This window comes from Streptosporangium sp. NPDC002607, from assembly GCF_053592655.1.
The window spans coordinates 86,214-112,207 of the sequence record NZ_JBSFWD010000033.1 but is presented as its reverse complement, the minus strand read 5'-3'; the positions used below and the strand labels follow the sequence as shown (position 1 = coordinate 112,207).

Below are 25,994 nucleotides of genomic sequence, written 5' to 3'. Positions count from 1 at the left end.
GTCTCGCCCCTTCGAAGGGGCGAGACCCGCCTCTCTTTCCGCCCCCGTGACAAAGATCCCCGGAGCGAGCTCGCACGGGCCGCTCCCGCGGAGCCGCCGTCACTCGCCGCGGGCCGGCGGGGCTCGCGCTCCCGCACCGGTCGACGTCCTGGTTCCGGAATCCCCGATCTCCACGCCTTGCCGGCCGGCTCGTGCCCCGTCCTCGGGGCCCGGGTGTCCCGTACCGGACGACGACATCGGACGGCGGCCCATGGGCGGTCCGCCACGCTGGAGACATCTCGTAAGGCCGGCCCCGGACCTTCTGGTCCGGGGCCGGCCTTACGAATCCCGGACCGCGGACGCGCCGGGGGCCGAGTGAATACGCGGTCTCACGGTCCGGCCTGCGGGCCGCCCGCCGAGCTCAATCGCACGGGTGACCATCGATTTCACGATGGTCGTTTCTTTTCCGCGCGGAAAGTGGATGAAACAGCGGCGGCCGGTGACGCGAACCTCACGTCACCGGCCGCCGCTTTTTCGCGAGCCCGATGTCGGCCTTTACGCCGGCCCCATATCGGCCCCTAAATAGGCAGGGCCTCAACAATTGAGGCGCCGCCGGGCAGTTCCACCTGCCGGTTGAGCCGGAAACCGGACTTGCCCAGGAGTTCGGTGTACTCGGAGGTGCTGCGCTCCATGCCCTCGCCGAAAAGGGCGAGCATTCGCATGTCGATGTCCTTACTGATGTGCGACCTGTCGTCGTCCGGCACCACGGCCTCCACCAGGAGCACTCGGCCGTCGTCGGAGACGGCCTCCCTGACATTGCGCAGAATTCGCACCGAGTCCTCGTCGGACCAGTTGTGGATCACACTGCTCAGCAGGTAGGCGTCCGCCCCGGCGGGTACCGAGACGAAGAAGTCACCGTCCACGAATTTGCACCGGTCTTCAAGGCCGGTCTCGGCGAAGAACTCCCTGGCCGCGCTGACCACCTGTTTCTGGTCGAACAGCACCCCGTCCAGATCTGAGTGGGCCTTCAGAACGGCGGCCAGGATGTGCCCCTTGCCGCCGGCCACGTCCACCAGGGTTCGCACCCCGGAGAAGTCGTAGTGGGAGGCCACGGCGTCCGCGAACGGCCGGGCCCTGACCACCATGTAGTCGTTGAACAGCGCACCGGCCCCGGGGTTGGCCTTCAGGTAGCCGTAGAGGTGCCCGTGCCGCTCGACGAAGCCCGACCTGCCGGCGCGCACGGTCTGCGGGAGCATGCCCATGCCGTACCAGAAGCCCTCCTCGACGATCATCCGTACGGCGGAGCGGAGCGAGCCGGGCACGTCGGTGCGGAGGGTGACACCCGCCTCGGTCAGCTCGTAGGTGCCGGGCGCCGCGGTGGCGACCATGCCCATGGCGGCGAGCTCGCGGAGCACCCTGCCGAGCGCGGAGGCGTCGGCGCCGCAGCGCAGTGCGAGCTCGTCAACGCTCAGGGCGCCGTCTCGCAGGTGGTCGGCGCAGCCCAGTTCGGCCATCGTGGCCAGGGCGGCGAAACGGGAGACGCCACCGATCGCATCCCATACCAGTGCCTGTGGGTCGCTCATGAAAATCCTCTCTCTGCGGCGCGCGGCCCTGAGGGGGGGACCACCACGCCCCGGCAAGCGTGCGCGCCGGACCCGCGTGCTCGGGCGGGGAGCGGTTCGGGTTCCGGCAGGCGCTTTTGAAGATCGGGCCTCAGGGGGTCGAGGCCGACGGGCTCCGCATGCCGCGTACCAGGCGGCCGACCTCGGCGCGCAGGTGCACGAAGTCGGGGTGCTCGCGGGTGGTGATCTGGTCGCGCGGTCCCGGCAGGTCCACGCGCAGGTCACCGACGATCCCGGCGGGGGCCTTGGACAGGACCACGACGCGGTCACCGACGTAGACGCTCTCGTCGATGTCGTGGGTGATCAGCACGATGGTCATGTTGTGCAGGTTGCGGACCCGCAGGGTCAGGTCTTCCAGGTCCTCGCGGGTCTGGGCGTCCACGGAGCCGAAGGGCTCGTCCATCAGCAGCAGGGCCGGGCGGTAGGCCAGGGCGCGGGCGATGGACACCCTCTGTTGCATGCCCCCGGAAAGTTGCCACGGGTACTTGGCCGCGGCGCTGTCCAGGCCGACCTCCTCCAGCGCCTCCATCGCCGCCTGCCCGCGCTGCCGTTTGTCCATTCCCCTGCGGCGCAGCGGGAGCGAGACGTTTTCGACCACCGACATCCAGGGGAACAGGGAGCGGCTGTAGTCCTGGAAGACCACGGCCAGGTTGTCGGGGGTCTGCTCGACCTGGGCGCCGTTGAGCGTGACCTGGCCGCCACTGGGCCGGAGCAGCCCCGCGATGGAGCGCAGCAGTGTGGACTTGCCGCATCCGGAGGGGCCGACGATGCACACCAGCTCACCCTGGGCGACCTTCAGGTCGATGCCACCCAGCGCGTTGTGGGCGGTCGGTCCGCTGCCGTAGGTGTGGGACAGATTCGTGATCTCAAGCACAGCAGGTCCTCAGGTCGTCTGCTTGGCGGAGCGGTGCCAGGACAGGACACGTCGCTCGGCCGCCAGGAACGCCGAGTTGAACACGTATCCCAGGACGCCGAGCACCACGATGGTTCCCCACACGCTGGAGAAGTCGTATGACCTCTGGGCGTCCAGAAGCTGGAAGCCGATCCCGTCGGTGCTGCCGACCAGCTCGGAGAGCACCATGAGGATCAGCGCCAGTGACAGGCTGACCCGGAGTCCGGCGAAGATCTTCGGCATGGCCGAGGGCAGGATGATCCGGAACAGCCGCTCCCCGCCCGACAGCCCGAAGACCCTGGCGGTGTCCAGATGCTGGCGGTCGACCTGCCGTGCCCCCTCGGAGGCGTTGATCAGGACCGGCCAGACGATGCCGAACGCGATGAAGCTGATCTGCATCCGGGGGCCGATGGAGAACAACGCCATGAAGAACGCCAGCAGCATGGGCGGCGGGATGGCGCGGGCGAACTGGACCAGGGGGTCGATGAAGCGGAAGAGCAGCGGGGAGCGGCCCAGGGCGACCCCGAGGACGATCCCGACGACCCCGGCCAGCACCCACCCGGCCAGCAGCCGGCCGATGCTCGCGGGGATGTTCGTCAGCGCCGCCTCGGTCAACCAGAGCCGCTCCGCGGGGCCGGTCAGCCACATCGTGTACATGCTGGTCGCGATCTGCGACGGCGGCGGGAAGCTCAGCATCTCGATGCCGCGGGTGAGCAACTCCCACAGCAGCAGCACGACGGGCACCGGCCACAGCCGGACCACGCCGCGCAGCAGGCCGTTCATCAGACCACCTCCGTACGGGCGGTGTGCCAGCGGAAGATCCGCCGTTCCGCGAGCACGAACAGGCTGTTGGTGACCACGCCGATGATCCCGGCCCAGATGGCGGCGGCGATGATGTACTCCACCGCGTCCGCGCTGCCGCCGCTCTCCAGGACGTAACTGCCGATGCCCTGGGCGCCGCCGCCGAGCAGTTCCGCGCTGATCGCCACGATGAGCGCGATCGCCGACGCCAGCCGGACACCGGTGGCGATGAAGGGCGCCGTACTCGGCAGGGAGACGCGCCACAGCACGGCCGACTTCCCGAACCCGAAGCTGCGGAGGGTCTCCTTGGCGAGCGGGTCGACGTCCTTGAGGCCGTACATCGTGTTGATCAGGACGGGCCAGGTCGCCGCGTAGACGATCAGGGTGACCTTCATGTCGAACCTGTCGGAGAACACGGCGAGCGCCAGCGGGATCAGCGCGATCGACGGGATCGGGCGCAGGAACTCAAGGATCGGCCGGAGCGCGCTCTCCACCCGGGGCAGGCTGCCGAGCAGGAACCCGGCGGGCACGGCGAGCGCGACGGTGAACAGCAGTCCAAGAGCCCAGGCCCCGAGGGTCGAGGTGACGTCGGAGAGGAACTCCCCGTCGGTCACCAGCGTGGCTGCTCGACCGAGCACCGTGGAGGCCAGCGGAAACACGAGCGGGTCGATCAGCCCGGTCCGGCCCGCGACCTCCATGACGCAGAACAGCCCCGCGACGCCGAGGGCGCCGCAGAGCAGTCTGTTGTCGAGCGGGTTGCGCCGTGTCACCCGAGGTTGCCGGGAAGGATGGTCTTGGCCTGGATCGGGCTCTTCAGGTAGCCCTGCTCGACCATCAGGTCGGCGACGCGCTGCAGGCGGGTCTCGTCAAGGCTGGTGGGGAAGGAGCCGAGGGTGATGACGGCGGCGGTCGCGGCGTCGATCTTGGTGTAGGTCGGCAGGATCTGCTCGACGGCCTTGCGGTCGGTGGCGGAGATCTGCTGGGCCTTGGCGATCGCCCGCTGGAAGGCGGCGACGGTGTTGGGGTTCTCGGTGGCGAAGTTCTCCATGACGACCACGCCGGCGATGGGGAAGTCCGCCGTGGAGTCGACCATCGTGTCGGCGAGCTTCTGGGCGCCGAGGTTCTTCTGCACCGCGGTCAGGGCCGGCTCCGTCATCCAGGCCGCGTCGACGGTCTTGCTGGCCAGCTGGGCGCCCATCTCGGGGAAGGGGAACTCCAGGAACTGCACGTCGTTCTCGGTGAGGCCGTGCGTCTTGAGCACCGTGGTCACCGCCAGGGTGCCGATGTTCTTGAGGCTGTTGACCGCGATCTTCTTGCCCTTGAGGTCGGCGGGCGTCTTGATCGACGAGTCCTTGGGCACCATGATGTTGAACGAGTTCGGAGCGGCCTGGTAGAGGTCCGAGATGATCTTCATCTTGTTGCCGGCCGCGACGGCGAGGAAGGCCGAGACGTAGTTCGTCTGGGTGGCGTCCAGGGATCCGCCGACGAGGGCCTGCTGGGCCTGGGCTCCGCCGACCACCGGCTCGATGTCGACGGTGAGCCCCTCATCCTTGAAGTAGCCCTTGTCCTTGGCGATGTAGAGCGCGGCCGAGTCGGGGATCGGCAGCGCGCCGATCTTGATCTGGGTCTTCTCCAGACCGCCCGCGTTCGCGGCGGTGGTGTCAGTGGACTTGTCGGAACCTCCGCAGGCGCTCAGCACCAGGGCGGCGGCGACTCCTGCGATGACGGCCCGGCTCGCAAGTGTGAACCTCATGGGTCTCCTTAGCTGCATTAGCTGCATTTGACCGCCCCTGCCGGAACTCGCGGTAACTCATCGGGCGACATGAAGGGGGTCCCGGGAGGCATGTTGGTCAAGGGGGGGTTTGCCGACCGCGGATCAGAGTAGCGGAGTAGATCAGTCAAATTACAAATATCACCCCTTTCGCCCCTATCGCCCCGAAGCTACAAAGCAGGCATACGCCACCCAGTTGCCACATCCGTAACAATCAACAGATAGGTCCGCATAGCGGGCATAAGCAAAGATGTCAATAAATCTGTTTCGCAACTTTGTGGAAGTTTGTGGTTACGGGGCGGAGAGTCATCGCCCGGTTACGGGTGTGGTGTGCCCGTTCGGTGGGAAATGCGAGTTATGTGCTGTTGGCCGAACTCATCCGGCTGTGCTCCAATAACCCCTACCCCATGGATGCGTCGGCGTCACTAGCACATCATTGCGTGACGCGATCCCCTCCAAGCAGACGATCCGAGGAGAGGCAGCGGAGGCCAGTGAGGACAGCGTCAATCCCCAGCGAACGCGAATCCGGGCTGGCACCTGCCCTGGGATTCGACAATCAGGGGGGGCAGCCGCAGAGCGGCCCGGGTCAGGGCCCAGACGGCTCCGGCTCCGAGAGGTCTGCGAGGAACGGCGGCAAGCTCGCGCTCAAGAACTGGCGGGTGAGGTCGCGACTGATCGCGCTCATCGTCATCCCCACGGCCGCCGCGATCGTGCTGGGCGGCCTGCGGGTCACCACCTCGATCAGCAGCGCCGCCGAGTACGAGCGCGTGCGTACCACCGCCGAACTCACCGCGGGCCTGAGCAACCTGGCCGACGAGCTGCAGCTTGAGCGGGACCTGTCGGCCCGGTACGTGGCACAGGGGCGTCTGAGCACCGGCAAGTCGAATCTGCGCAAGCAGTACGAGAGCGTCGACGGCGTCGCCCGCGAGGTGCGCGCCCGCATCGACGGCGTCATCAACGACAGCGGCATCGTTGAGGCGTTCAGCACCCGGAGCAGGGACGAGCTCACGCAGATCCGTGCCCGCATCGACGAGCTCAAGAGCCTGCGTGACGCGGCGACGGCCACCCAGATGCCGGCCCAGCCCATGGTCGCCGCGTACTCCCGTACCATCGCGGACCTGCTCGCCCTGCACGACGAGATCATTCAGGGCGTCGCGGACCAGGAGATCACCGCCAGCGCGGCCGCGTTCGCCGCGCTGGCCAGGGCCAAGGAACAGGCGTCCAGGGAGCGGGTGAACCTCGCCATCGCCCTCGCCGTCAGGGGGTTCAGCGCCGAAGGCCTCAACGCCATGCTGGCCGCCCGGGCGCAGTTCGACAGCGAGCTCGCGACCTTCCGCTCCGAGGCCTCGGTCGCCCAGCGCCAGCTCTACGACGACACGGTCAGCAGCCAGAAGAAGGACCGCGCGGCGGCACTGCGCGCCCGCGCCATCGTCCTGGCCCTCAACGGTCAGCCGCTGAGGAACGTCGACGTCTCCAGGACCGGACTCGGTGACCAGACGACGTGGTTCGACGCCTCCAGCGACATCGTCGAGCGCATGCGCACCGTGGAGGAGCAGGTCGCCGACACCCTCATCACGCAGAGCCGGGTCCTGCAGGAGTCGGAGCAGCGCGGAGCGCTGATCGCCGCCGGGCTGAGCGCGCTGCTGCTCATCCTCGTCCTGATCATCACCGCGGTCATGGCGCGGTCGCTGGTCAGGCCGCTGCGCAGGCTCCGTACCGAGGCGCTGTCCATCGCCGGCCAGCGTCTCCCCGAGACCGTCCAGAGCATGCGCGAGAGCGGCGAGGTCTCGACCACCGACATCACCCCGATCGGTGTCGCCTCCGACGACGAGATCGGTGAGGTGGCCCGGGCCTTCGACGAGGTCCACCGTGAGGCCGTGCGGCTGGCGGGCCAGGAGGCCACGCTGCGGAGCAACGTCAACTCGATGTTCGTCAACCTCTCCCGGCGCAGCCAGACCCTGGTGGAGCGCCAGCTCTCCCTCATCGAGAGCCTGGAGCAGGGCGAGCAGGACGAGGGCCGGCTCGGCAGCCTCTTCCGCCTCGACCACCTCGCCACCCGCATGCGCCGCAACTCGGAGAACCTCCTGGTCCTCGCCGGTCAGGAGCCCGCCCGCCGGTGGAGCCAGCCGGTCCCGCTCATCGACGTGGTCCGCGCCTCGCTGTCGGAGGTCGAGAACTACGAGCGGGTCGACCTGCAGCTGTCCGCGGGCGTGGCCGTGGCCGGAACCTCCGTCAACGACGTTGTCCACCTGATCGCGGAGCTCGTGGAGAACGCGATCTCCTTCTCCCCCCGGGAGACCAAGGTCATCGTCTCCAGCAACCGCATCGACGGCGGTGGCGTGATGGTCTCGGTGACCGACATCGGCATCGGCATGACCGCCGAGGAGCTCGCCCAGGCCAACTGGCGACTGGCCAACCCGCCGGTGGTGGACGTCTCGGTCTCCCGCCGGATGGGCCTGTTCGTGGTCGGCCGCCTTGCCCTGCGGCACGGCATCCGAGTCCAGCTCAGGCAACAGGACAGCGGCGGCCTGACCGCCATGGTCCTGCTCCCGGAGAACCTGCTCGCCGTCACCGCCCGCCCGGGAGGCGCGCCCGGTGCCATGTCGCAGGGCGGAGACTGGGCCGGATCCACGGCCTCCATGGACCGCCCGCCCGTGCTGGCCAGCCCCGCGGCTCCCCAGATGCCGTCCTTCGCCTCGTTCGAGGCCGCCCACCAGAACTCGTTCGCCTCCTTCGACCTGGGGCAGCAGTTCAACTCCTTCGAGGCCTCGCAGCCTCCCTTCGGAGGCGGCCAGTTCGGGCAGGCACCCGTCGACACCCCGTGGCCGGGACAGCTTCCGCCGCCCGGCGCCACCCCCGGCTGGCCGGACGCCTCCCAGCCCGACCCCACCGCCTGGCATCAGGGCCAGGGCAGCCCGTCCAGAGGCGACACCGGAATGTGGTCCGGGGGACCGAGCGCGCCCGCGCGCGGTGACGCCCCCGTCTGGCCCGGCGGGCAGAGCAGGGACGGCGGCTCCGACGTCTGGTCGAGTTCCTCGTTCCGCGGCGGCGACTCCGGAGGCTGGCCGTCCACCGGCAACTCCGGTCCGTTCGGGCGGCGCCCGTTCGACGCGGCGGACAACACCGGCCCGCTGCCGGTGATCCCCGACTCCTCGCCCATGGAAGAGGCGAAGGAGGAGTTCCTGCCGATCTTCGCGGCCGTCGAGTCCGACTGGTTCAGGAAGGTCGATCCGGTCCAGGCCGCCGAGGAACGGGTCGAGGAGGTCGAACCGGCCCGGCCGGCCCAGGCCGTTCAGGAGACCGTCCAGCTCTCACAGCAGGCCGCCCCCACGCAGGGGACCGGCTGGTCGTCACCCGCCGACGTGGGCTGGCAGGCGGCCAAGGCCGCCAGCGAGCCCTCACTCGGCGGGATCACCGGTTCCGGGCTGCCCAAGCGGGTGCCCAAGGCGAACCTGGTGCCCGGCACGGCCGCGCCCGACCTGAGCGCGGCTCCCCAAACTCCCGCGCTCCGGCCGACAGTCTCCCCGGAGGCGGTGCGCAACAGGCTGGCCAGCTTCCAGCAGGGCGTACGACAGGGCCGCGCGGCCGCCAGGGGCGCCGCGGACGGACGGCCGTATCCCGACTTCGGCCGGGACGTTGAAGGAAACAAGGAGGACCGGTGAGCGAGCTCATCATGGTCGCCAAGGAGGATGACACGTGCGCGAAATGAGCCAGGCCGCCCGGGGGGTCAATTGGCTGATCACTGACTTTGTGAACAACGTCCCAGGTGTGGCGCACACAGTCGTCGTGTCGGCGGACGGTCTGCCGTTGGCGTATTCCGACGGATTTCCCAGGGACAGGGCGGACCAGCTGGCCGCGGTCGCGGCCGGCCTGATCAGCCTGACCCAGGGCGCCTCACGGGTTTTCGAAGGCGGTGCGGTCACCCAGACCGTGGTGGAGATGCAACGAGGGCTGCTCCTCATCATGTCCATCAGTGACGGTTCCTGTCTGGCGGTGCTGGCCGCCGCCGACTGTGACATGGGACTGGTGGCCTACCAGATGACGATGCTCGTCGAGCGGGCAGGCCAGGTGCTGACCCCGGCCGTCCGCGCGGAACTGCAGTCTTCCCACTCACGGTGACGGCGATGACGCTAGGAGGCTGTCGTGGCAGGCCGCGGCTGGACCGGTGAGGGCGACCCGCGCAGCGGGTTTCCCTACCATTCGATGGACGACCCCCACCGGCAACAGGGGGGTCCTTCGCATCTCATGCAGCCGGCGCCGTCGGAGCAGAGCTCCCTCGTCCGCCCGTATGCCGTGACCGGGGGGCGCACCGCCCCCCGGACCCAACTCGCCCTGGAGGCCCTGGTCTCCTCGGCGACCTCCATACATCACGATTTATCCACCCGCACCCCGGAGTATCAGGCGATCAGTGCCCTGTGCCGGCAAGTGCGTTCGGTCGCTGAGATCTCCGCGATGCTCCGCATCCCGCTCGGCGTGACCCGGATCCTGGTCGCCGACATGGCCGCCGAGGGTCTGATCCAGCTGCATCAGCCTCAGCTGGACGCGGGCAAGCCGGATCTCAACCTGCTGGAAAGGGTGCTCAGTGGACTTCGCAGGCTCTAGCCGCGGCGGCGGCCTGACATCGACGAAAATCGTCGTCGCCGGGGGATTCGGTGTCGGTAAGACCACGTTCGTGGGGGCGGTGTCGGAAATCCTGCCGCTGACCACGGAGGCGGTGATGACCGACGCCAGCGCCGGGATCGACGATCTCGGCCTCACTCCGAACAAGACCACCACCACGGTCGCGATGGACTTCGGCCGCGTCTCGCTGGACCGCGACCTGATCCTTTACCTGTTCGGCACGCCCGGCCAGCACCGGTTCTGGTTCATGTGGGACGACCTGGTCCGCGGCGCGATCGGCGCGATCGTGCTCGTCGACACCCGGCGGCTGGCCGACAGCTTCCCGGCGATCGACTACTTCGAGGAGGCCAAGCTCCCCTTCGTCGTCGCGGTCAACGGGTGGGACGGCACCTACCTGCACGGTGAGGAGGAGGTACGCGAGGCGCTGACGCTGGCGCCGCACATCCCCATCTCCAGGACCGACGCCCGCTCGCGCGACGCGGTGAAGGCCACGCTCATCACGCTTGTGGAGCACGCGCTCACCGTGCGGATGGCCGTGCCCGGCTGGGGCCGCTGACCGCGGGAGGGCGTCAGTCGCACCTCCCAGCGGATAGGCTGGGAGGTCGAGTCGCAGACCTGTAGCGCAGAGGCTGGCCAATCACGTGTTCGAGACGCTTTCCGACCGGCTGACATCGGTCTTCTCCTCCCTTCGATCCAAGGGTCGGCTCTCCGAGGCCGACATCGACGCGACCTGCCGCGAGATCCGCATCGCGCTCCTCGAGGCCGATGTCGCGCTGCCCGTGGTCAAGGCGTTCGTCGCCCAGGTCAAGGAGCGCGCCCGCGGCGCCGAGGTCTCCCAGGCGCTGAACCCGGCGCAGCAGGTCGTCAAGATCGTCAATGACGAGCTCATCGAGATCCTCGGCGGCGAGACCCGGCGGCTCCGCTATGCCAAGAACCCGCCGACCGTCGTCATGCTCGCGGGCCTGCAGGGCGCGGGCAAGACGACCCTGGCCGGCAAGCTCGCCCGCTGGCTGCGTGAGCAGAACCACACGCCGCTGCTGGTCGCCGCCGACCTCCAGCGGCCCAACGCGGTACAGCAGCTCTCGGTCGTGGCCGAGCGCGCGGGCGTCGCGGTCTACGCGCCCGAGCCGGGAAACGGCGTCGGCGACCCGGTCGCGGTGGCCCGCCAGTCGATCGACCACGCCAAGCGGCAGCAGCACGACATCGTCATCATCGACACCGCGGGCCGCCTGGGCATCGACCAGGAGCTGATGAAGCAGGCGGCGGACATCCGCGACGCGGTCTCGCCCGACGAGGTCCTGTTCGTCGTCGACGCGATGATCGGCCAGGACGCCGTCAGCACGGCCCAGGCGTTCATGGAGGGCGTCGGTTTCGACGGCGTCGTGCTGACCAAGCTCGACGGCGACGCCCGCGGTGGCGCCGCACTGTCGGTCCGCCACATCACCGGCAGGCCGATCATGTTCGCGTCCACCGGTGAGAAGCTCGAGGACTTCGACGCCTTCCACCCGGACCGGATGGCCTCCCGCATCCTCGACATGGGTGACATCCTCACCCTGATCGAGCAGGCCCAGAAGACCTTCGACGAGGCCGAGGCCGCCAAGATGGCGAGCAAGCTCACCTCGGGCGAGGGCTTCACCCTGGAGGACTTCCTCGAGCAGATGATGATGGTCCAGAAGATGGGCCCCATCAAGAACCTGCTCGGCATGATGCCCGGCATGGGGCAGATGCGTGATCAGCTCAACCAGGTGGACGATCGCGACCTCGACCGCATCGCCGCCATCATCCGCTCCATGACCCCCGCCGAGCGTCACAATCCGAAGATGATCGACGGCTCACGCCGTGCCCGTATCGCGAGGGGCTCCGGTGTGACGGTGACCGAGGTGAGCGGCCTGGTCACCCGCTTCTTCGACGCCCAGAAGATGATGAAGCGGATGGCCGGCGGCATGGGCATCCCCGGCATGCCCGGCGGTCGCAAGGGAGCCAAGGCCGCGCAGAAGAAGGCGGCCAAGGGACGCAGGGTCAGCGGTGACCCGCGCAAGGCGGCGCTCGGCAAGGCCGCCCCCGACAAGTCCGGCGAGCCCGCGGCCCCGGCGGGGAACGGCCTCCTCGGCAAGCTCGGTTCCCGGCAGCAGCTGCCTCCTGGCCTGGAGCTGCCGCCGGGCTTCGATCCCTCGAAGTTCAAGCTCCCCGGTCAGAAATGAGCGATGGACCCTTCCACGCGCGTGCCAGATGGATCTGGGTGATCATCGTCGCGGGGTTCATCCTGGTGGCCGTGCTCGAACTGCTCGGGGTACGTCCGAAGTAGTGCTCCCACCACGGCATCCCGGCCGGCGGATCGTACGGCGGGTACGCAGGCCGCGCGGGTGCTCCCGGGGGTGCGGGAATCTCCGGCGGCTGGGCGGCTCCCGGCAGGATCGGTGCCTCGGGCAGGACGGGGGCTCCGAGCCGCGAGGCGGTCCCCGGCGGTTCGAGGGTCTCCGGCGGGGCGGGTGCTCCCGGCCGCGCCGGAGCCCCGGGCAGGAGCGGGGTTTGAGGAGGCACGGACGTTCCTCGTGGGACGTGAGACGGCCAAGGGGCCCAGGGGACACCGTCGTGGCCGGTTCCCGGGGTTACGGCAGGGGACGGGGCGGACGCCGGAGGCGCGTCGGCCTGACCGGCAGGGGTCGCCCTGATGGTCAGCACCGCTCCCAGCACGGTGATGGATCCGGTCGCGGTCAGCAGCAGAGATCTGAGGGTGGTTGCCACGGCGGCCATTTAGCGCAGCAGGCCGGACCCGCCGGGGGCCCGGACACACGTGGATTACCGAGATTTGCCCTCCGGACGCCGCGGGGGATGGCCGTGGATTGGCCGGGCACCCCCGCGCGTCTGGCACAATGACATGTTGGAACATCGTGACACGTGGTTGCCCTCTCACTCCCGCGTGCCATGCCTGTCCCTCGATCGGTCCTCTCCTCGTGCCCCACTCGATGAGACACCGCTCACCCACGCTCTAATGCAGGAGAGACCACACCAGTGGCAGTCAAGATCAAGCTCAAGCGGCTCGGCATGATCCGCAACCCGCAGTACCGCATCGTCATCGCCGACAGCCGCACCAAGCGTGACGGCCGGGCGATCGAGGAGATCGGCCTCTACCACCCGAAGGAGAACCCCTCGCGCATCGAGGTCAACTCCGAGCGGGCGGCCTACTGGCTGGGTGTCGGCGCGCAGCCGACCGAGCCCGTCCTCAAGCTCCTCAAGCTCACCGGCGACTGGCAGAAGTTCAAGGGCGAGTCGGCTCCGGCTCCGCTCCTGGTCGCCGAGCCCAAGGCCGACCGCCACGCCGTCTACGAGGCCGCGGCCAAGGAGGCGCTGTCTCTGGAAGCCGCCACCACGCCGAAGAAGTCGACCCGCAAGGCGGCTCCCAAGGCTGAAGAGGCCCCCGCCGAGGCCCCGGCTGAGCCCACCGCGGCCGCCGAGGAGAAGCCGGAAGGCGAGGCCTGAGGTGCTTGAGGAGGCCCTCGAGCACCTGGTGAAGGGCATCGTCGAATATCCCGACGACGTCCAGGTTCACGCTCGCCGCATCCGCAGCGGGCGTGTGCTTGAGGTCCGGGTGCATCCCGAGGACCTCGGTAAGGTCATCGGCCGCGGTGGCCGTACGGCCAAGGCGCTTCGCACGGTCGTGAACGCCCTCGGCGACGGCAAGTACGTCCGGGTCGATCTGCTCGACCTGAACGAGGCCCGCTAGCCGCCGGACGCGTCCAATCGAGCGAACGGGCCACCCGCCCAGCGCGGGTGGCCCGTCTGCTTTCCACCGGCACCACTATGTGAGGAGGCGGGCGTGCAGCTCGTCGTAGGGCGGATCGGTCGCCCGCACGGACTCCGCGGAGACGTGTCCGTGGAGGTGCGCACCGACGAGCCTGACAGGCGCTTCGCCCCGGGCACCGCCCTGGCCACCGACCCCGCCTCGGCCGGCCCGCTGGTCGTCGAGTCCCGCCGCTGGCATTCGGGCATCCTGCTGGTCAGGTTCGAGGGTGTGAGCGACCGCGACCACGCGGAGGAGCTCCGCGGCACCATGCTCGTCATCGACTCGGCGGACATCCCGCCGTCCGACGATCCCGACGAGTTCTACGATCACCAGCTCATCGGCCTCGCCGTGGTCAAGCCCGACGGCGAGCGGGTGGGCGAGGTGTCCGACGTGCTCCACCACGGCCAGGACCTGCTCGTCGTACGGCGTGGGAAGGCGGAGGTCTACGTGCCGTTCGTCAAGGCGCTGGTCCCGGTGATCGACCTTGAGAAGGGCATCCTCGTGGTGGACGCCCCGGCGGGACTGCTCGATCCGGACGAGATCGTCTGACATGCGCGTCGACGTCATCTCGATCTTCCCCGAGTACTTCGCCCCCCTCGACGTCTCCCTCATCGGCAAGGCCCGCGAGCGCGGCATCCTCGACGTCCGTCTCCACCAGCTCCGCGACCACGCCCACGACGTGCACCGCACGGTGGACGACACACCCTACGGGGGTGGCCCCGGCATGGTCATGAAGCCCGAGCCCTGGGGAGAGGCCCTCGACGAGGTCCTCGCCGCGGACCCCGTGGCCCTGCCGCGGATGATCGTGCCGACTCCCAGCGGTGTGCCCTTCACCCAGAAGCTGGCGATGGAGTACGCCGCCGAGCCCTGGCTGCTGTTCACCCCGGCCCGCTACGAGGGCATCGACTCCAGGGTGATGGCCGAGTACGGCGCGCGCATGCGCGTGGACGAGGTCAGCATCGGGGACTACGTGCTCGCCGGAGGCGAGGTGGCCGTGCTGGTGATGATCGAGGCCATCGGGCGGCTGCTGCCGGGTGTGCTCGGCAACGTCCACTCGGCCGTGGACGACTCCTTCGCGCCCGGCGCGATGGAGAACCTTCTCGAAGGTCCCGTCTACACCAAGCCGCCCGAGTGGCGGGGGCACGAGGTGCCGGAGATCCTGCTCTCCGGGCATCACGGAAAGATCGCCCGGTGGCGGCGGGACCAGGCACTGCGCCGTACCGCGAGAAACCGGCCCGAACTGCTGGCGGCGCTCGCCCCGCAGAGCCTGGACAAGCACGACAGGCAGCTCCTGTCCGAGCTCGACCAGCCCGGGACCGGCTCTGTCGGCCCGGCTCCCTGACCGGTTCCGTCCCCTGAGCGGCAGCCGATGCGGAGGCCGGCCCGGCCGCCCTGACCGGCTGATTTCCGGTCGGTCGGGAAAATATGGCAGACTGAAGCGTTGTCGCCGACTGCCTTCCCGGCCCCCAGGCCGGTCTCGCCGCGGCGCACGCGCCGCCGGGTAGACGGTTCCGGCTCCGAGACACAGTCCATTTCAGCACGCGTGTCCATCACGACGCCGCTCCGTCGCGGCCGGATGGACCTCCGGGTGCGTTTAAAAATGAGGTACCACTGCCATGCACACGCTGATCAGCGAGCTCGAGAAGTCCGCGCTCCGCACCGACATCCCGAACTTCCGGCCCGGTGACACGCTCGAGGTTCACGTCCGGGTCATTGAGGGCAGCAGGTCCCGTGTCCAGGTCTTCAAGGGCTTCGTCCTCCGCCGCCAGGGCGGTGGCGCCCGCGAGACCTTCACGGTTCGCAAGGTCAGCTACAGCGTCGGCGTCGAGCGTACCTTCCCGGTGCACAGCCCGGTCATCGAGAAGATCGTCCTCGTGACCCGTGGCGACGTCCGCCGGGCCAAGCTCTACTACATGCGTGACCTGCGCGGCAAGGCCGCCCGTATCCGCGAGAAGCGCGAGGCCCGCTAGGCGCGCGGTAGTCGCCGCCCTGGCCCGCGTCCTCTTTTCCGGGGAGCGGGCCAGTCGCATGTAAGGAGGTTTGACCTCCTATGGCAATACGCATGGCTATGCGGTACCCCGTCACTCGACCACTTGGTGCCGCCCATCATCTAGGCTCGTCAGCGATGACTAGCGAAGACCGGGAGTACGGCGCAGTCTCGCGTCGACCTGTCGAGGACGAGGTGGACGTGGTCGCCGAAGACACCCAGAAGAACGCCAAGAGCGACAAGGGCAAGAAGAAGGGCTCCTTCTGGAAGGAGCTGCCCGTTCTGATCGTCGTGGCGGTGGTGCTCGCTCTCATAATCAAGACCTTCGTGATCCAGGCGTTCTACATTCCTTCGGAGTCGATGGAGAACACCCTCCTCACGAACGACCGGGTCCTGGTCAACAAGCTCGTCTACCGCGTCCGGGACATCGAACGCGGCGACGTGGTGGTGTTCTCCGGGGTCGACTCCTGGGATCCCGAGATCGACCTTGAGGAGCCGTCCAACCCGGTCGCGGGGTTCTTCCGCTGGGTCGGAACCGCCTTCGGCGTGGTCCCCGGCGAGAAGGACTACATCAAGCGGGTCATCGGCGTCGGTGGCGACACGGTGAAGTGCTGCGACGCCCAGGGCCGGGTGACGGTCAACGGGGTCCCCCTCGACGAGGACTACCTCTACCCGGGTGACGTGCCGTCCCAGAGGTTCTTCGAGGCCAAGGTCCCCGAGGGCCGCCTGTGGGTGATGGGCGACCACCGGTTGGTCTCCCTCGACTCCCGTTCCCACCTGGGCGATCCCGGTGGCGGGACGATCTCGGTGGACAAGGTGATCGGCCGGGCCTTCGTGATCGTGTGGCCGTTCTCCAGGGCCACGACCATTCCCATTCCCGACACCTTCGGTCAACCGGCTCTCAAAGCCGCCGCGGCCGTGGGAGGCGCGGCCCCGTTCCTCGCGGGCTTCGCAGGCGCCGTGCCGCTGGTGCTGTGGCGTCGTCGCCGGCTTTCAAGGCGGTAGCCGGACCTCATGACCGTGGAACCCGAGGCTGACAAGAACAAGAAGTCCGGTAAGGGCGGCAACCTGCGCGAGTCGCTGTTCCTGCTGGTGTGCGGGGTGGTGGTGGCGCTGCTGTTGCAGGCCTTCGTCTTCCAGTCGTTCTGGATCCCGTCGGAGTCGATGGAGAACACCCTTCAGGTGGGTGACCGGGTGGTCGTCAACAAGCTGCACGGCGACGCCGAGCGTGGCGACATCGTGGTTTTCAAGGGCTGGAACGACGAGGACACCATCAAGCGGGTCATCGCGGTCGGTGGTGACACGGTGAAGTGCTGCGACGCCAAGAAGCGGATCACGGTCAACGGAGTGCCGCTCGAAGAGGGCTCCTACCTGTACCCCGGCGACTTCCCCTCGGGGGACGCGTTCGAGAAGGTGGTCCCCGCCGGGAGACTGTGGGTCATGGGCGACCACCGCACCGCCTCCGCCGACTCGCGCGCCCACGAGGAGCGGAAGGAGGAGGGCACGATCTCCGAGGACGACGTCGTCGGCCGTGCGGTGGCGATCTACTGGCCGTTCTCCAGGGCCACGATCCTTTCGAGGCCGGAGAGCTTTCTCAAGGTGAGATAGCGGTACCGAATGCACCGGAGGGGGCGTACTCTCTGGTCATGGTCGCTGTGTCACCCGAGGTGTCATGACGGTTGCGTTTCGCCCCAGGCCCAGCGTGGTCCGGCGCGATTTAGGGCTGTACGGCTACGAGCGGGCCCTTGACCGCCGCGGGCTCGGTCCCGTGGCGGGGGTCGACGAGGCGGGCCGTGGCGCCTGTGCCGGGCCTCTGGTGGTCGCCGCCGTGGTGCTGGGCGGCCGAATCGACGGCCTGGGTGATTCCAAGCAGCTGACGGCCTCCCGCCGTGAGTCGCTGTACGAGCGGATCACGGCGACCGCGGAGGCGGTGAGCGTGATGGTGATCCCGCCGGGTGAGATCGACGCCCGTGGCCTGCACAGATCCAACATCGACGGAATGCGCAGGGCCGTGGCACGACTTCCCCGTCAGCCCGGCTACGTTCTCACCGACGGGTTTCCCGTTCCCGGGTTGCCCATGCCGTCATTGGGGGTGTGGAAGGGAGATCAGGTCGCGGCCTGCATCGCGGCGGCCTCGATCGTGGCCAAGGTGACGCGGGACGAGATGATGGTCGCGTTGCACGAACGTCATCCCCGGTACGGATTCGCCGTGCACAAGGGGTATGGCACCGTCGATCATCGCAGGGCTCTCAGCACCTACGGTCCGTGTCCGGACCACCGCTTCTCGTTCTCGACGGTGGCACGGTCAGGAGCGGGCGAGGTGATGGGTGAGAATGAACTGGGGGCCGGTGCGTCTGATCGGGCGGGCCGGGGTGTGCGTTTAACAGGAGGACCGGTATGAGCGCAGAGGATCTCGAGAAGTACGAAACCGAGATGGAGCTGCAGCTTTACCGTGAGTACCGCGACGTTGTCGGCCTGTTCACATACGTCGTGGAGACTGAGCGGCGCTTCTATCTCACCAACTCCGTCGATCTCGACGTGCGGACCGCCGAGAACGGCGACGTGTTCTTCGACGTGAAGATGCAGGACGCCTGGGTCTGGGACATGTACCGGCCCGCGAGGTTCGTCAAGAACGTCCGCGTGGTGACCTTCAAGGACGTGAACGTCGAGGAACTCGCCAAACCCGATCTGGAGATGCCGAAGGAGGGCTTCTCCTCCTGAGGGGCTTTGCGGCTTTTTGACCATTGCTGAGCTGCGAGAACGCTGTCCGCGGGCCGGGGCGTCGTCCACAGGCGCGCCTGGTGTCCGGCCGGTTGTCCACAGAGTCCCGTTCGGCTCGTCGGGGGCGCGGTGAGCTGAGCGAAGGTCGGGAACCGGAGGTGGTTCCATGGCCGCGAAGGATGAGCTCGGCAGGTACGGCGAACAGGTCGCCGTCGACTATCTGCTCGCGCACGACCTGCAGATCCTGGATCGCAACTGGCGATGCCCGGACGGGGAGATCGACGTCGTCGCCCGAGAGGGGCGCACGCTCGTCGCGGTGGAGGTGAAGACCCGCTCCGGCCGCCGTCACGGCACCGCCTTCGAGGCGGTCACCGATGCGAAGATCGCGCGCCTGCGCATGCTCGTGGCCAGATGGGTCGCCGAGCACCAGGAGGGGTTCGACGCGATCCGCGTCGACGTCGTCGCCCTTGAGCGGTTCGCCGGGGATTTCGCCATCCGCCACGAGCGGGGGGTGTGCTGATGTCTCCTGGCCTGTCCTGGATCGTTCGCTCCCCACATCCCACCCCGTGGGAGGTGAGGTGAGTGGCCGTCGCACGCACGCGCTGCGTCGCCCTGGTCGGGGTGACCGGCCGTCTCGTCGAGATCGAGGCCGACATCGGCAGCGGTGTCGCGGGTCTGCACCTGATCGGAATGCTGGACACCGCGCTGAGCGAAGCCCGCGACCGGGTCCGCTCCGCCCTGGTCAACAGCCGGTACGCGTGGCCCGACGCCCGGATCACCGTCAGCCTGTTTCCCGCCAGCCTGCCCAAGCGGGGCAGCCTCTTCGACCTGGCGATCGCGATGGCCCTGCTCGCGGCGGCCGGATTCGTGCCCGCGGCCAGGGTCGCCGAGCCGTTCTTCCTGGGTGAGCTGGGGCTCGACGGCTCGGTGCGGCCGGTGAGGGGCGTTCTCCCCGCGGTGCTGGCGGCCGTCGCCGCGGGTGCCCGCACCGTCGTCGTCCCCGCGCGCAACGCCGCCGAGGCGGGTCTCGTGCCGGGCGTGACCGTGATCCCCGCGACCACCCTGGGCGCGCTGGTGAGCGGGCTGCGAAGCGGCGAGCCGCCGGGAGGCGTCCTGGACGGCGCCGGAGATCCCGGTCACCGGGCCGCGCGCCCGCTTCCGTCGGGATGTCCCGACGAGGCCGTCCCCGGGCACGACCTGGGAGACAGTGCCGCCGGTGGCGCCGAGGACGGTCCCGACCTGGGAGACGTCGCCGGGCAACCCGTCGCCCGCCGCGCGCTGGAGGTCTGCGCCGCCGGTGGTCACAACCTCTGGATGCTCGGTCCTCCCGGCACCGGCAAGACCATGCTCGCCGAGCGGCTGCCGACCCTGCTGCCGGCCCTGGAGTGGGATCAGGCCCTGGAGGTGACCGCCATACACTCGGTCGCCGGAGTGCTGCCCAGGGACCGCCCGCTGCTGGTCCGCCCGCCGTTCGTGGCGCCACACCACACCGCGACCGTCGCGTCCGTCATCGGTGGGGGCAGCGGGATGATCCGCCCTGGTGCGGTCTCGCTGGCCCACCGGGGAGTGCTCTTTCTCGATGAGGCCCCCGAGTTCTCGACGACCGTTCTCGACGCGCTCAGGCAGCCGCTCGAATCGGGCCGGGTGACGGTCTCCAGGGCGCTGGGGGCGGTGACCTTTCCCGCCAGGTTCGCGCTGGTGCTGGCGGCCAACAGGTGCCCGTGCGCGCGGCCCTCCACCCCCAAGGATCCGTGCGCGTGCGCTCCCGCCGCCCGCCGTCGCTATCTCGCCAGGCTCTCCGGCCCGCTGCTCGACCGGGTGGACGTCAAGGTCAGCCTCTTCAGGTCGACCCGGCGTGAACTCCTCGCCGACCGCCGCTTCATCGAGCCCAGCAGGGTGGTGGCGGAGCGGGTGCTGCTCGCCCGTGAGCGCGCCGCCAAGCGGTTCGCGAACACACCGTGGCGCTGCAACGCGGAGATGCCCGCCCGCGCCCTCCATGCCGAATACCGGCCGCCGCCCGCGGCGATGTCACCGCTGCTCCGGCATCTCGACAGCGGCCTGCTGAGCGCCCGGGGTCTTGACCGGATCATCAAACTGGCCTGGACCCTGGCCGATCTCGCCGGCAAGGACCGGCCGGAGCCGCACGAGACCAACTCCGCCCTCGGGCTGTGGCTGGGGGAGGAACGTTGAACGACAGGCTCGCGCGGCTCACCCTGATGCGCCTGGCCGAACCGGGTGACACCGCGATGGGCGCGCTCGTCGCCCTACGCGGTCCACAGGCCGCCGTCGCCCTGGTCCGGGAGGGCGCCGCGGACGCGGATTTCACCCGATGGTTCGCCGACACCCACGGCCGCCCGGCTGGAGGCCCCGGTCCCTGCGACGGGGGCTCCGGTCCGTACGGCGGGAATCTGTACGACAGGGGCCCGGACCGGCGTGGGGGAGGGGCCGGCGCGTCCGATGGTGTCTCAGCCGGTGCCGCAGGGGCGGGCGGTGGCAGGAGGGCCGGGTGGGACGGACGGCTCGCGGGCAGGTTCGACCGGATGGTCGCGTCCTGGGCGGCCCGGCTGAAGACGGCCGACCCCGGGCGTGATCTGGCCGAGGGCGAGCGGATAGGCGCCAGGCTGGTGATTCCCGGCGACGCCGAGTGGCCGAGCCAGCTGGATGACCTGGGAGACTCCCGGCCCCATGCGCTCTGGCTGCACGGCGACGCCGACCTGCGATTCTCCTGCCTCAGGTCCGTCGCGGTCGTCGGTTCCCGGGCCGCCACGCCATACGGCACGCACGTGGCGGCGGAGCTCGGGGCGGGGCTGAGCGAGAGGGGATGGGGGGTCGTCTCCGGCGGCGCCTACGGCATCGACGGTGCCGCCCACCGCGGTGCGCTCGCCGGTGAGGCGCCGACGGTCGTCGTGCTCGCCTGTGGCGCCGACGTCGCCTATCCCAGCGCGCACCAGCAACTGTTCGCGGCCGTTCGGGCGCAGGGAGTGCTGGTCAGCGAATGTCCCATGGGCGCGCACCCGACCCGGCCGAGGTTTCTGGTCAGGAACCGGCTCATCGCGGCCCTGTCACGGAGCACCGTGGTCGTCGAGGCCGCCGTGCGCAGCGGGGCGCTCAACACCGCCGGGCACGCGGTCGCGCTCAACCGGCAGCTGGCCGCGGTGCCGGGCCCGGTGACCTCGGATGCTTCGGCGGGGTGCCATCGGCTGATCCGCCAGGGCAAAGCCGTCTGCGTCACCGGTGCCGAGGAGGTGATCGAGCTCGCCGGAACGATGGGCATCGACCTGGCCCCAGAGGCGCGCGGGCCGGTGCTCCCCCGTGACCGGCTCGACCCGGAGAGCAGGAAGGTCGTCGAGGCCATGCCCACCCGGATCGGCATGGGGCCGGCGACGATAGCCGTCGCCGCGGGCGTCGACCTGGAGACCGTGCTCTCCTGCCTCGGCGGCCTGGCCGCCGCGGGCTACGTCGAGCGTGTCTCTCAGGGCTGGCGTCTCCGCGCCGATCGTCCTTTCGGTGGATAGCCTTTTCCCCGGGCAGGGAGGCGGGAGGTCTGCCCGGGGAAAAGGCCGCCTCGGCATCCGTCAGGGACGAGCACCGGCGTGCCCATCGGCGATCACCGCTGCGCGGGACGGCCGGCGAGATCCCGGCCGGGCCACAGGGGGAGCAGGCGGACCTGGCCGTGACCGAGGAGGAGCAGGGGGTCGAGATAGGCGCGGTCGCGGAGCAGCCCCCAGTGCAGGCAGGCGGTGGGGCAGTGCCCGGGGACGTCCTGGAGGACGCCGATCACCTCGCCGGTGGCCACCGCCCGCCCGCGTCCCACCGAGGGCTGGACGGGCAGGTAGGTCGTCCGCAGGCCGCCGGAGTGGAGCACGGTCACCACTCCACGGTCCGCGAGCGGGCCCGCGTAGCCGACCGTTCCGGCTCCCGCGGCACGCACCTCGGCTCCGGGCGACGCGGCGAGGTCGGTGCCCCTGTGGCCGGCCAGCCACGGCTGCGCCGGTGGCGCGAACCCCCTGAGCACCCGTGGTCGCCCGGCGAGCGGCCATCCCCAGAGTGGAGAGGGGGCGGGCGCCTCGCCCGGACGCGTCGCCCCCGCCATGCCGAGTGCGGCCCCGCGGCCGGTTTCTCCGCCGGGGGATGCGAGAGGGGTCGCGTGGTGGGCGCCGGCTGCCGGAGTGGCCAGGATCAGCGAGCAGAGCACGGCTCGCAGTCCGATGGCGGAGAAGGGTCTCATGCCTGCGAGCATGCGGACCAGCGGTGCGGCGGATATGGGCCGAACTGGATTCTGTGGATAGGCGGCCGAAGGTGTGGAGGGATCGCGTGACCGGAGAACGTATTCGCGAGCTGGCGGCCGAGGCGGGGGTCGAGCTGCCGCCGGTACGGGTGACCGGGGATGATCCGGTGCTGCCTTCCGTCTTCCGGGTGGGCGCCGCCGCCGCCGTCGCCGTCGGAGCCGCCACCGCGGCGGCCGCGGCGCTCGGGGGAGGCGGGCGTGAGGCGGCGGTGGACGTACGGGAGGCGGCAGCGGCCTTCAGGGACGAGCGTCACTTCAGGATCGACGGAGTCGCCGGGGAGCTGTGGGCCCCTCTCTCGGGTGACTACCGCGCCGCCGATGGCTGGGTCCGGTTGCACTGCAACTTCGATCACCACCGGGACGCGGCTCTCGCGGCGCTGGGACTTCCCCCGGCCGCGGGCAGGGACGCCGTCGTGCGCGCCTGCGCCGGCCGGGCCGCCGTCGAGGTCGAGGAGTCGGTGACGGCCGCGGGAGGATGCGCCGCGGCCATGCGCAGCCGTGCCGAATGGCGCGAGCACCCCCAGGCCCGCCAGGTCGCCAGGTCGCCGCTCGTCGGCCTGACCCGGTTCGGAGACTCCGGCGGTGGGCGGACCCGTGCCCCGAGGAGGGGAGGAGGGCGGCCGCTGGACGGGGTTCGGGTGCTCGACCTGACCAGGGTGATCGCGGGGCCGGTGGCGACACGCACGCTGGCGGCCCACGGCGCCCAGGTGCTCAGAGTGGGCGCCGGGCACCTTCCCGAGGTGCCGGGGCTGGTGATCGGCACCGCGTTCGGCAAGCGGTCCTGTCACCTCGACCTGAGGACGACGGCCGGGAGCGCCGCGCTACGCGACCTGGTGGCCGGGGCGGACGTGCTCGTGCAGTCCTACCGGCCGGGGGCTCTCCAATCGCTGGGGTTCGGCCCCGGGGAACTGGCGGCGATCAGGCCGGGGATCGTCTGCGTGGACGTCTCGGCGTACGGGGGACGCGGGCCGTGGGCGCTCCGGCGCGGGTTCGACAGCCTGGTGCAGATGGCGTGCGGCATCGCGCACGAGGGTGGTGACGGATCGCGGCCGCATCCGCTTCCCGCCCAGGTCCTCGACCACGCCACCGGCTACCTGGCCGCTTTCGGGGCGATGGCCGCCCTGCTCCGCCGGTCCGCCGAGGGAGGCTCCTGGAGGGTTGAGCTCTCCCTGGCGGGGACCGCGCGATGGCTGGACGGCCTCGGCCGGATCGACGGCGCGGCCACCCCGGAGCCGGACGTCACCGATCTGATCGAGGAGATGGACAGCGCCTTCGGCCGCCTGACCTATCTCCGGCCCCCCGGCACCGTCGGCGGCGTCTCGCCGTACTGGTCGAGCCCGCCTCCGGAGAACGGCGAGCACCCGCCCGCCTGGTGGTGAGGTGGCCGCGCGGGGCATCGCGATCACCGTGTCGAAGTGCCGGCGGAGTGGCGGAGTGGGGAGAGGCCGATCCAGGCGATCGTGGTCAGCACCCCGGCCGCGGAGATCCACAGCACCGGGCGGAGCCCCAGCAGCTCGCCGAGCAGGCCACCGGCCAGGCTGCCGAGGGTGAGGACGCCCTGGATCATGAAGGACATCGTGGCGTTGACCCGGCCGCGCAGTTCGGCGGGGGTCTCGCGCAGGGTGATGGCGCCCATGCAGACGGAGAAGGCCACGATGGCCATGCCGGAGGTCACCGCGGTGGCGGACATGAGCAGGAGGCTGCGCCACGCCGGGCCGCCGGCGAGCGCCGCGACCGCGTAGTCGACGGGGAAGAGCAGGGTGGCGCAGAGCAGCATCCGGTTCTCACCGAACCGTCTGGTCAGGCGTGGCACCACGGCGGCACCGAGCAGGCCGCCGATGCCGAAGCAGGCGGTGATCGCGCCGACCAGGCCCCCGGGCAGGTCGAGCACGTTGAGCGCGTAGATCACGAACAGCGCCATGTACACGCCGCCGAAGAAGTTGATCGTCACCCCGCTGCCGCAGAGCGCGCGGAGCGCCGGGTGCCGGGCCACGGTGCCCAGGCCCTCGCGGATCTCGGTCCACATGCCGCGCGGGGGAGCGGGGGTGTGGGTTTCCGGCGCGGTGATCCTCCGGATCAGGAACGCCGAGAGCAGGAAGGACAGCGCGTCGACCAGGATCGCGAACGGCGCGGTGATCAGCTGGACGAGCAGCCCGGCGAGGCCGGGGCCGCCGACGCTCGCCACGGCGAAGGCCGACTGGAAACCCGCGAGCGCCTCGGTCCGCTGACTCTCGTGGACCACGGTGGCCAGGTGCGGGAAGTTGACCGCCCTGAAGATCACTGAGCAGGTGCCGACCACGAACGCCACCGCGATCAGCCACGGCACGGTCAGCAGCCCGGTGATCCAGGCCGCCGGGACGGTGGCCATGGCGGCGGCCGAGACCAGGTCGCAGGCGATCATGACCGGCCGGTGCCGCCTCAGCCGGTCGGCGAGGGCGCCCGCCTGGAGGCCGATCAGCAGGTAGGGCAGCGAGGTCACGGCGGTGAGCACGCCCATCTGGGTGGGGGAGGCGCCGAGCAGGACGGCGGCGGTGAGCGGCACCGCCAGCCGGGAGACCTCGGCGCCGGTCTCGGTGACGGCACGGGCGGAGAGCAGGAGCCGGTAGTCGCGCTGCCTCCTGAGCGGCACCGGCTGGAACACGGAGGTCACGTCGCCCTCCGGAAACTGTGAAGGGAATGCTTCATAATTGTGAAGGTAGTCCTTCATAGTTATGAAGGCAATGTTTCATATTTGGAGTGGGTACGGTCTGCACATGACCGAGGTACGGAAGCACAGGTTCCTCACCGATCCCATGGCGATGCGCGCGCTGGCCCACCCCGCGCGGCTCGCGATCCTGAACCGGCTCCACGCCGAGGGGCCCTGCACCGCGACCGAGGTCGCCGAGGTCGTCGGGGTCACACCGAGCGCGGCCAGCTACCACCTGCGCATGCTCGCCAAGTACGGCTTCGTCGAGGACGCGCCCGCGCGCGGCGACGGCAGGGAGCGGCTGTGGCGCTCCAGCCCCGTAGGCATGAGCGTCAATCGTGACCCGGAGGACAGTCCGGATGTGCGCAGTGCCAAGGACTTCCTGATCAAGGCCCTACGGGACCAGGCGGCGGACGAGGTGACCCGGGCCATGGAGAACCTGGAGCGGGAGTCCCGGGAGTGGCGCGAGGCCACGGTGTTCAACCGCGCGGTCCTGCTGGTCGACGCCGATGAGCTGAGGCGGCTGAACGAGCAGATCGATGAGCTGCTCGCCCCCTACAAGACCACTGTCAGAGACCGGGCGGACGCTCCGTCCGGGGCTCGGATCGCCGAGGCGCAGATCAATCTCTTTCCTCGGGCTCGACGCCGGCCACACGGCCTCCCCCGTGACGCGTAAGGGGCGCTTGACGACCGAAGGTCAGGGAGAGGCCCGGTTACGGGTACAATTTTTGGTGGCCCATTCGTCATGGGCCGACTTCGCATGCCTCGTCAAGAGCCAAGATCCCTCGGTCCGGGTGAGAGCCCGGCTGGATCCGGTTCGGGGCATCAGGGCGACAGCCGCAG

General features: G+C 69.9%; 26 protein-coding genes. 19 read left to right on the top strand and 7 right to left on the bottom strand.

Going from position 1 to position 25,994, the window contains the following annotated elements; translation table 11 throughout:
• Nucleotides 1-557: 557 nt before the first annotated feature.
• The 5 genes from ACWD3H_RS31415 to ACWD3H_RS31395 all read right to left on the bottom strand — a co-directional run bounded on the left by ACWD3H_RS31415 (nucleotide 558) and on the right by ACWD3H_RS31395 (nucleotide 5,047).
• Complete coding sequence (locus tag ACWD3H_RS31415; RefSeq protein WP_451957553.1) at nucleotides 558-1,562, bottom strand: methyltransferase; 1,005 nt, start codon at nucleotides 1,560-1,562, stop codon at nucleotides 558-560.
• A gap of 130 nt (nucleotides 1,563-1,692) precedes the next feature.
• The gene (locus ACWD3H_RS31410) at nucleotides 1,693-2,475 is read right to left on the bottom strand and encodes an ABC transporter ATP-binding protein (protein WP_350923981.1); all 783 of its coding nucleotides are present in this window, start codon (nucleotides 2,473-2,475) and stop codon (nucleotides 1,693-1,695) included.
• A 9-nt stretch (nucleotides 2,476-2,484) separates the two neighbouring features.
• Nucleotides 2,485-3,276 carry an ABC transporter permease gene (locus ACWD3H_RS31405; RefSeq protein WP_355563538.1) on the bottom strand — a complete coding sequence of 264 codons (792 nt, stop codon included), beginning with the start codon at nucleotides 3,274-3,276 and terminating at the stop codon, nucleotides 2,485-2,487.
• Nucleotides 3,276-4,064 (bottom strand): ABC transporter permease, encoded by a 789-nt coding sequence (locus tag ACWD3H_RS31400; protein WP_350923985.1) that lies wholly within the window; start codon nucleotides 4,062-4,064, stop codon nucleotides 3,276-3,278. The genes ACWD3H_RS31405 and ACWD3H_RS31400 overlap by 1 nt, the downstream gene beginning before the upstream one ends.
• Entirely contained in the window at nucleotides 4,061-5,047 is a 987-nt protein-coding gene (locus ACWD3H_RS31395) for an ABC transporter substrate-binding protein (protein WP_350923987.1), read from the bottom strand. The genes ACWD3H_RS31400 and ACWD3H_RS31395 overlap by 4 nt, the downstream gene beginning before the upstream one ends.
• Nucleotides 5,048-5,724: 677 nt before the next feature.
• Between ACWD3H_RS31395 and ACWD3H_RS31390 the strand changes: the two genes are divergently transcribed.
• From ACWD3H_RS31390 to dprA, 17 genes are all read left to right on the top strand, one after another.
• Nucleotides 5,725-8,727, top strand: coding sequence for a nitrate- and nitrite sensing domain-containing protein (locus ACWD3H_RS31390; protein WP_451957552.1), 3,003 nt, complete (start codon nucleotides 5,725-5,727; stop codon nucleotides 8,725-8,727).
• A gap of 43 nt (nucleotides 8,728-8,770) precedes the next feature.
• Nucleotides 8,771-9,184: a roadblock/LC7 domain-containing protein gene (locus ACWD3H_RS31385; protein WP_326646986.1), complete on the top strand. Its 414-nt coding sequence runs from the start codon at nucleotides 8,771-8,773 to the stop codon at nucleotides 9,182-9,184.
• A gap of 24 nt (nucleotides 9,185-9,208) precedes the next feature.
• Nucleotides 9,209-9,667: a DUF742 domain-containing protein gene (locus ACWD3H_RS31380; RefSeq protein WP_451957551.1), complete on the top strand. Its 459-nt coding sequence runs from the start codon at nucleotides 9,209-9,211 to the stop codon at nucleotides 9,665-9,667.
• Nucleotides 9,648-10,241: a GTP-binding protein gene (locus ACWD3H_RS31375; protein WP_350923991.1), complete on the top strand. Its 594-nt coding sequence runs from the start codon at nucleotides 9,648-9,650 to the stop codon at nucleotides 10,239-10,241. The genes ACWD3H_RS31380 and ACWD3H_RS31375 overlap by 20 nt, the downstream gene beginning before the upstream one ends.
• A gap of 85 nt (nucleotides 10,242-10,326) precedes the next feature.
• On the top strand, nucleotides 10,327-11,886 hold the full coding sequence (ffh, locus tag ACWD3H_RS31370; RefSeq protein WP_355563546.1) for a signal recognition particle protein: 1,560 nt from the start codon (nucleotides 10,327-10,329) through the stop codon (nucleotides 11,884-11,886).
• 811 nt (nucleotides 11,887-12,697) lie between these two features.
• Nucleotides 12,698-13,165, top strand: coding sequence for a 30S ribosomal protein S16 (gene rpsP, locus ACWD3H_RS31365; protein ID WP_355612295.1), 468 nt, complete (start codon nucleotides 12,698-12,700; stop codon nucleotides 13,163-13,165).
• A 1-nt stretch (nucleotide 13,166) separates the two neighbouring features.
• Nucleotides 13,167-13,409 (top strand): RNA-binding protein, encoded by a 243-nt coding sequence (locus ACWD3H_RS31360; protein ID WP_030906210.1) that lies wholly within the window; start codon nucleotides 13,167-13,169, stop codon nucleotides 13,407-13,409.
• Nucleotides 13,410-13,502: 93 nt separating this feature from the next.
• On the top strand, nucleotides 13,503-14,018 hold the full coding sequence (rimM, locus tag ACWD3H_RS31355; protein WP_350923999.1) for a ribosome maturation factor RimM: 516 nt from the start codon (nucleotides 13,503-13,505) through the stop codon (nucleotides 14,016-14,018).
• Nucleotide 14,019: 1 nt separating this feature from the next.
• Nucleotides 14,020-14,811 carry a tRNA (guanosine(37)-N1)-methyltransferase TrmD gene (gene trmD, locus ACWD3H_RS31350; protein WP_451957550.1) on the top strand — a complete coding sequence of 264 codons (792 nt, stop codon included), beginning with the start codon at nucleotides 14,020-14,022 and terminating at the stop codon, nucleotides 14,809-14,811.
• Between the two features lie 274 nt (nucleotides 14,812-15,085).
• On the top strand, nucleotides 15,086-15,439 hold the full coding sequence (rplS, locus tag ACWD3H_RS31345; protein ID WP_350924003.1) for a 50S ribosomal protein L19: 354 nt from the start codon (nucleotides 15,086-15,088) through the stop codon (nucleotides 15,437-15,439).
• Between the two features lie 155 nt (nucleotides 15,440-15,594).
• Nucleotides 15,595-16,461 (top strand): signal peptidase I, encoded by an 867-nt coding sequence (lepB, locus tag ACWD3H_RS31340; protein ID WP_355612283.1) that lies wholly within the window; start codon nucleotides 15,595-15,597, stop codon nucleotides 16,459-16,461.
• A gap of 9 nt (nucleotides 16,462-16,470) precedes the next feature.
• The gene (gene lepB, locus ACWD3H_RS31335) at nucleotides 16,471-17,064 is read left to right on the top strand and encodes a signal peptidase I (protein WP_355563560.1); all 594 of its coding nucleotides are present in this window, start codon (nucleotides 16,471-16,473) and stop codon (nucleotides 17,062-17,064) included.
• Between the two features lie 64 nt (nucleotides 17,065-17,128).
• Entirely contained in the window at nucleotides 17,129-17,857 is a 729-nt protein-coding gene (locus ACWD3H_RS31330) for a ribonuclease HII (protein ID WP_355563563.1), read from the top strand.
• Complete coding sequence (locus ACWD3H_RS31325; RefSeq protein ID WP_030511723.1) at nucleotides 17,854-18,177, top strand: DUF2469 domain-containing protein; 324 nt, start codon at nucleotides 17,854-17,856, stop codon at nucleotides 18,175-18,177. The genes ACWD3H_RS31330 and ACWD3H_RS31325 overlap by 4 nt, the downstream gene beginning before the upstream one ends.
• 166 nt (nucleotides 18,178-18,343) lie before the next feature.
• The gene (locus ACWD3H_RS31320) at nucleotides 18,344-18,697 is read left to right on the top strand and encodes a YraN family protein (RefSeq protein ID WP_350924013.1); all 354 of its coding nucleotides are present in this window, start codon (nucleotides 18,344-18,346) and stop codon (nucleotides 18,695-18,697) included.
• 62 nt (nucleotides 18,698-18,759) lie between these two features.
• On the top strand, nucleotides 18,760-20,367 hold the full coding sequence (locus tag ACWD3H_RS31315; RefSeq protein ID WP_451957549.1) for a YifB family Mg chelatase-like AAA ATPase: 1,608 nt from the start codon (nucleotides 18,760-18,762) through the stop codon (nucleotides 20,365-20,367).
• A complete protein-coding gene (gene dprA, locus ACWD3H_RS31310; RefSeq protein WP_451957548.1) occupies nucleotides 20,364-21,692 on the top strand; it encodes a DNA-processing protein DprA in 1,329 nt (442 codons plus the stop codon). Before ACWD3H_RS31315 ends, dprA begins: the two co-directional genes overlap by 4 nt.
• A 92-nt stretch (nucleotides 21,693-21,784) precedes the next feature.
• On the opposite strand, the gene ACWD3H_RS31305 is transcribed toward dprA, so the two are convergent.
• Nucleotides 21,785-22,405 carry a murein hydrolase activator EnvC family protein gene (locus ACWD3H_RS31305; protein WP_451957547.1) on the bottom strand — a complete coding sequence of 207 codons (621 nt, stop codon included), beginning with the start codon at nucleotides 22,403-22,405 and terminating at the stop codon, nucleotides 21,785-21,787.
• A gap of 86 nt (nucleotides 22,406-22,491) precedes the next feature.
• On the opposite strand from ACWD3H_RS31305, the gene ACWD3H_RS31300 reads away from it, so the two are divergent.
• Nucleotides 22,492-23,844, top strand: coding sequence for a CoA transferase (locus tag ACWD3H_RS31300; RefSeq protein ID WP_451957546.1), 1,353 nt, complete (start codon nucleotides 22,492-22,494; stop codon nucleotides 23,842-23,844).
• 23 nt (nucleotides 23,845-23,867) lie between these two features.
• On the opposite strand, the gene ACWD3H_RS31295 is transcribed toward ACWD3H_RS31300, so the two are convergent.
• Nucleotides 23,868-25,115 (bottom strand): MFS transporter, encoded by a 1,248-nt coding sequence (locus tag ACWD3H_RS31295; protein ID WP_355563581.1) that lies wholly within the window; start codon nucleotides 25,113-25,115, stop codon nucleotides 23,868-23,870.
• A 103-nt stretch (nucleotides 25,116-25,218) separates the two neighbouring features.
• On the opposite strand from ACWD3H_RS31295, the gene ACWD3H_RS31290 reads away from it, so the two are divergent.
• Nucleotides 25,219-25,827 (top strand): ArsR/SmtB family transcription factor, encoded by a 609-nt coding sequence (locus tag ACWD3H_RS31290; protein WP_355563584.1) that lies wholly within the window; start codon nucleotides 25,219-25,221, stop codon nucleotides 25,825-25,827.
• The last annotated feature ends 167 nt before the right edge of the window (nucleotides 25,828-25,994 follow it).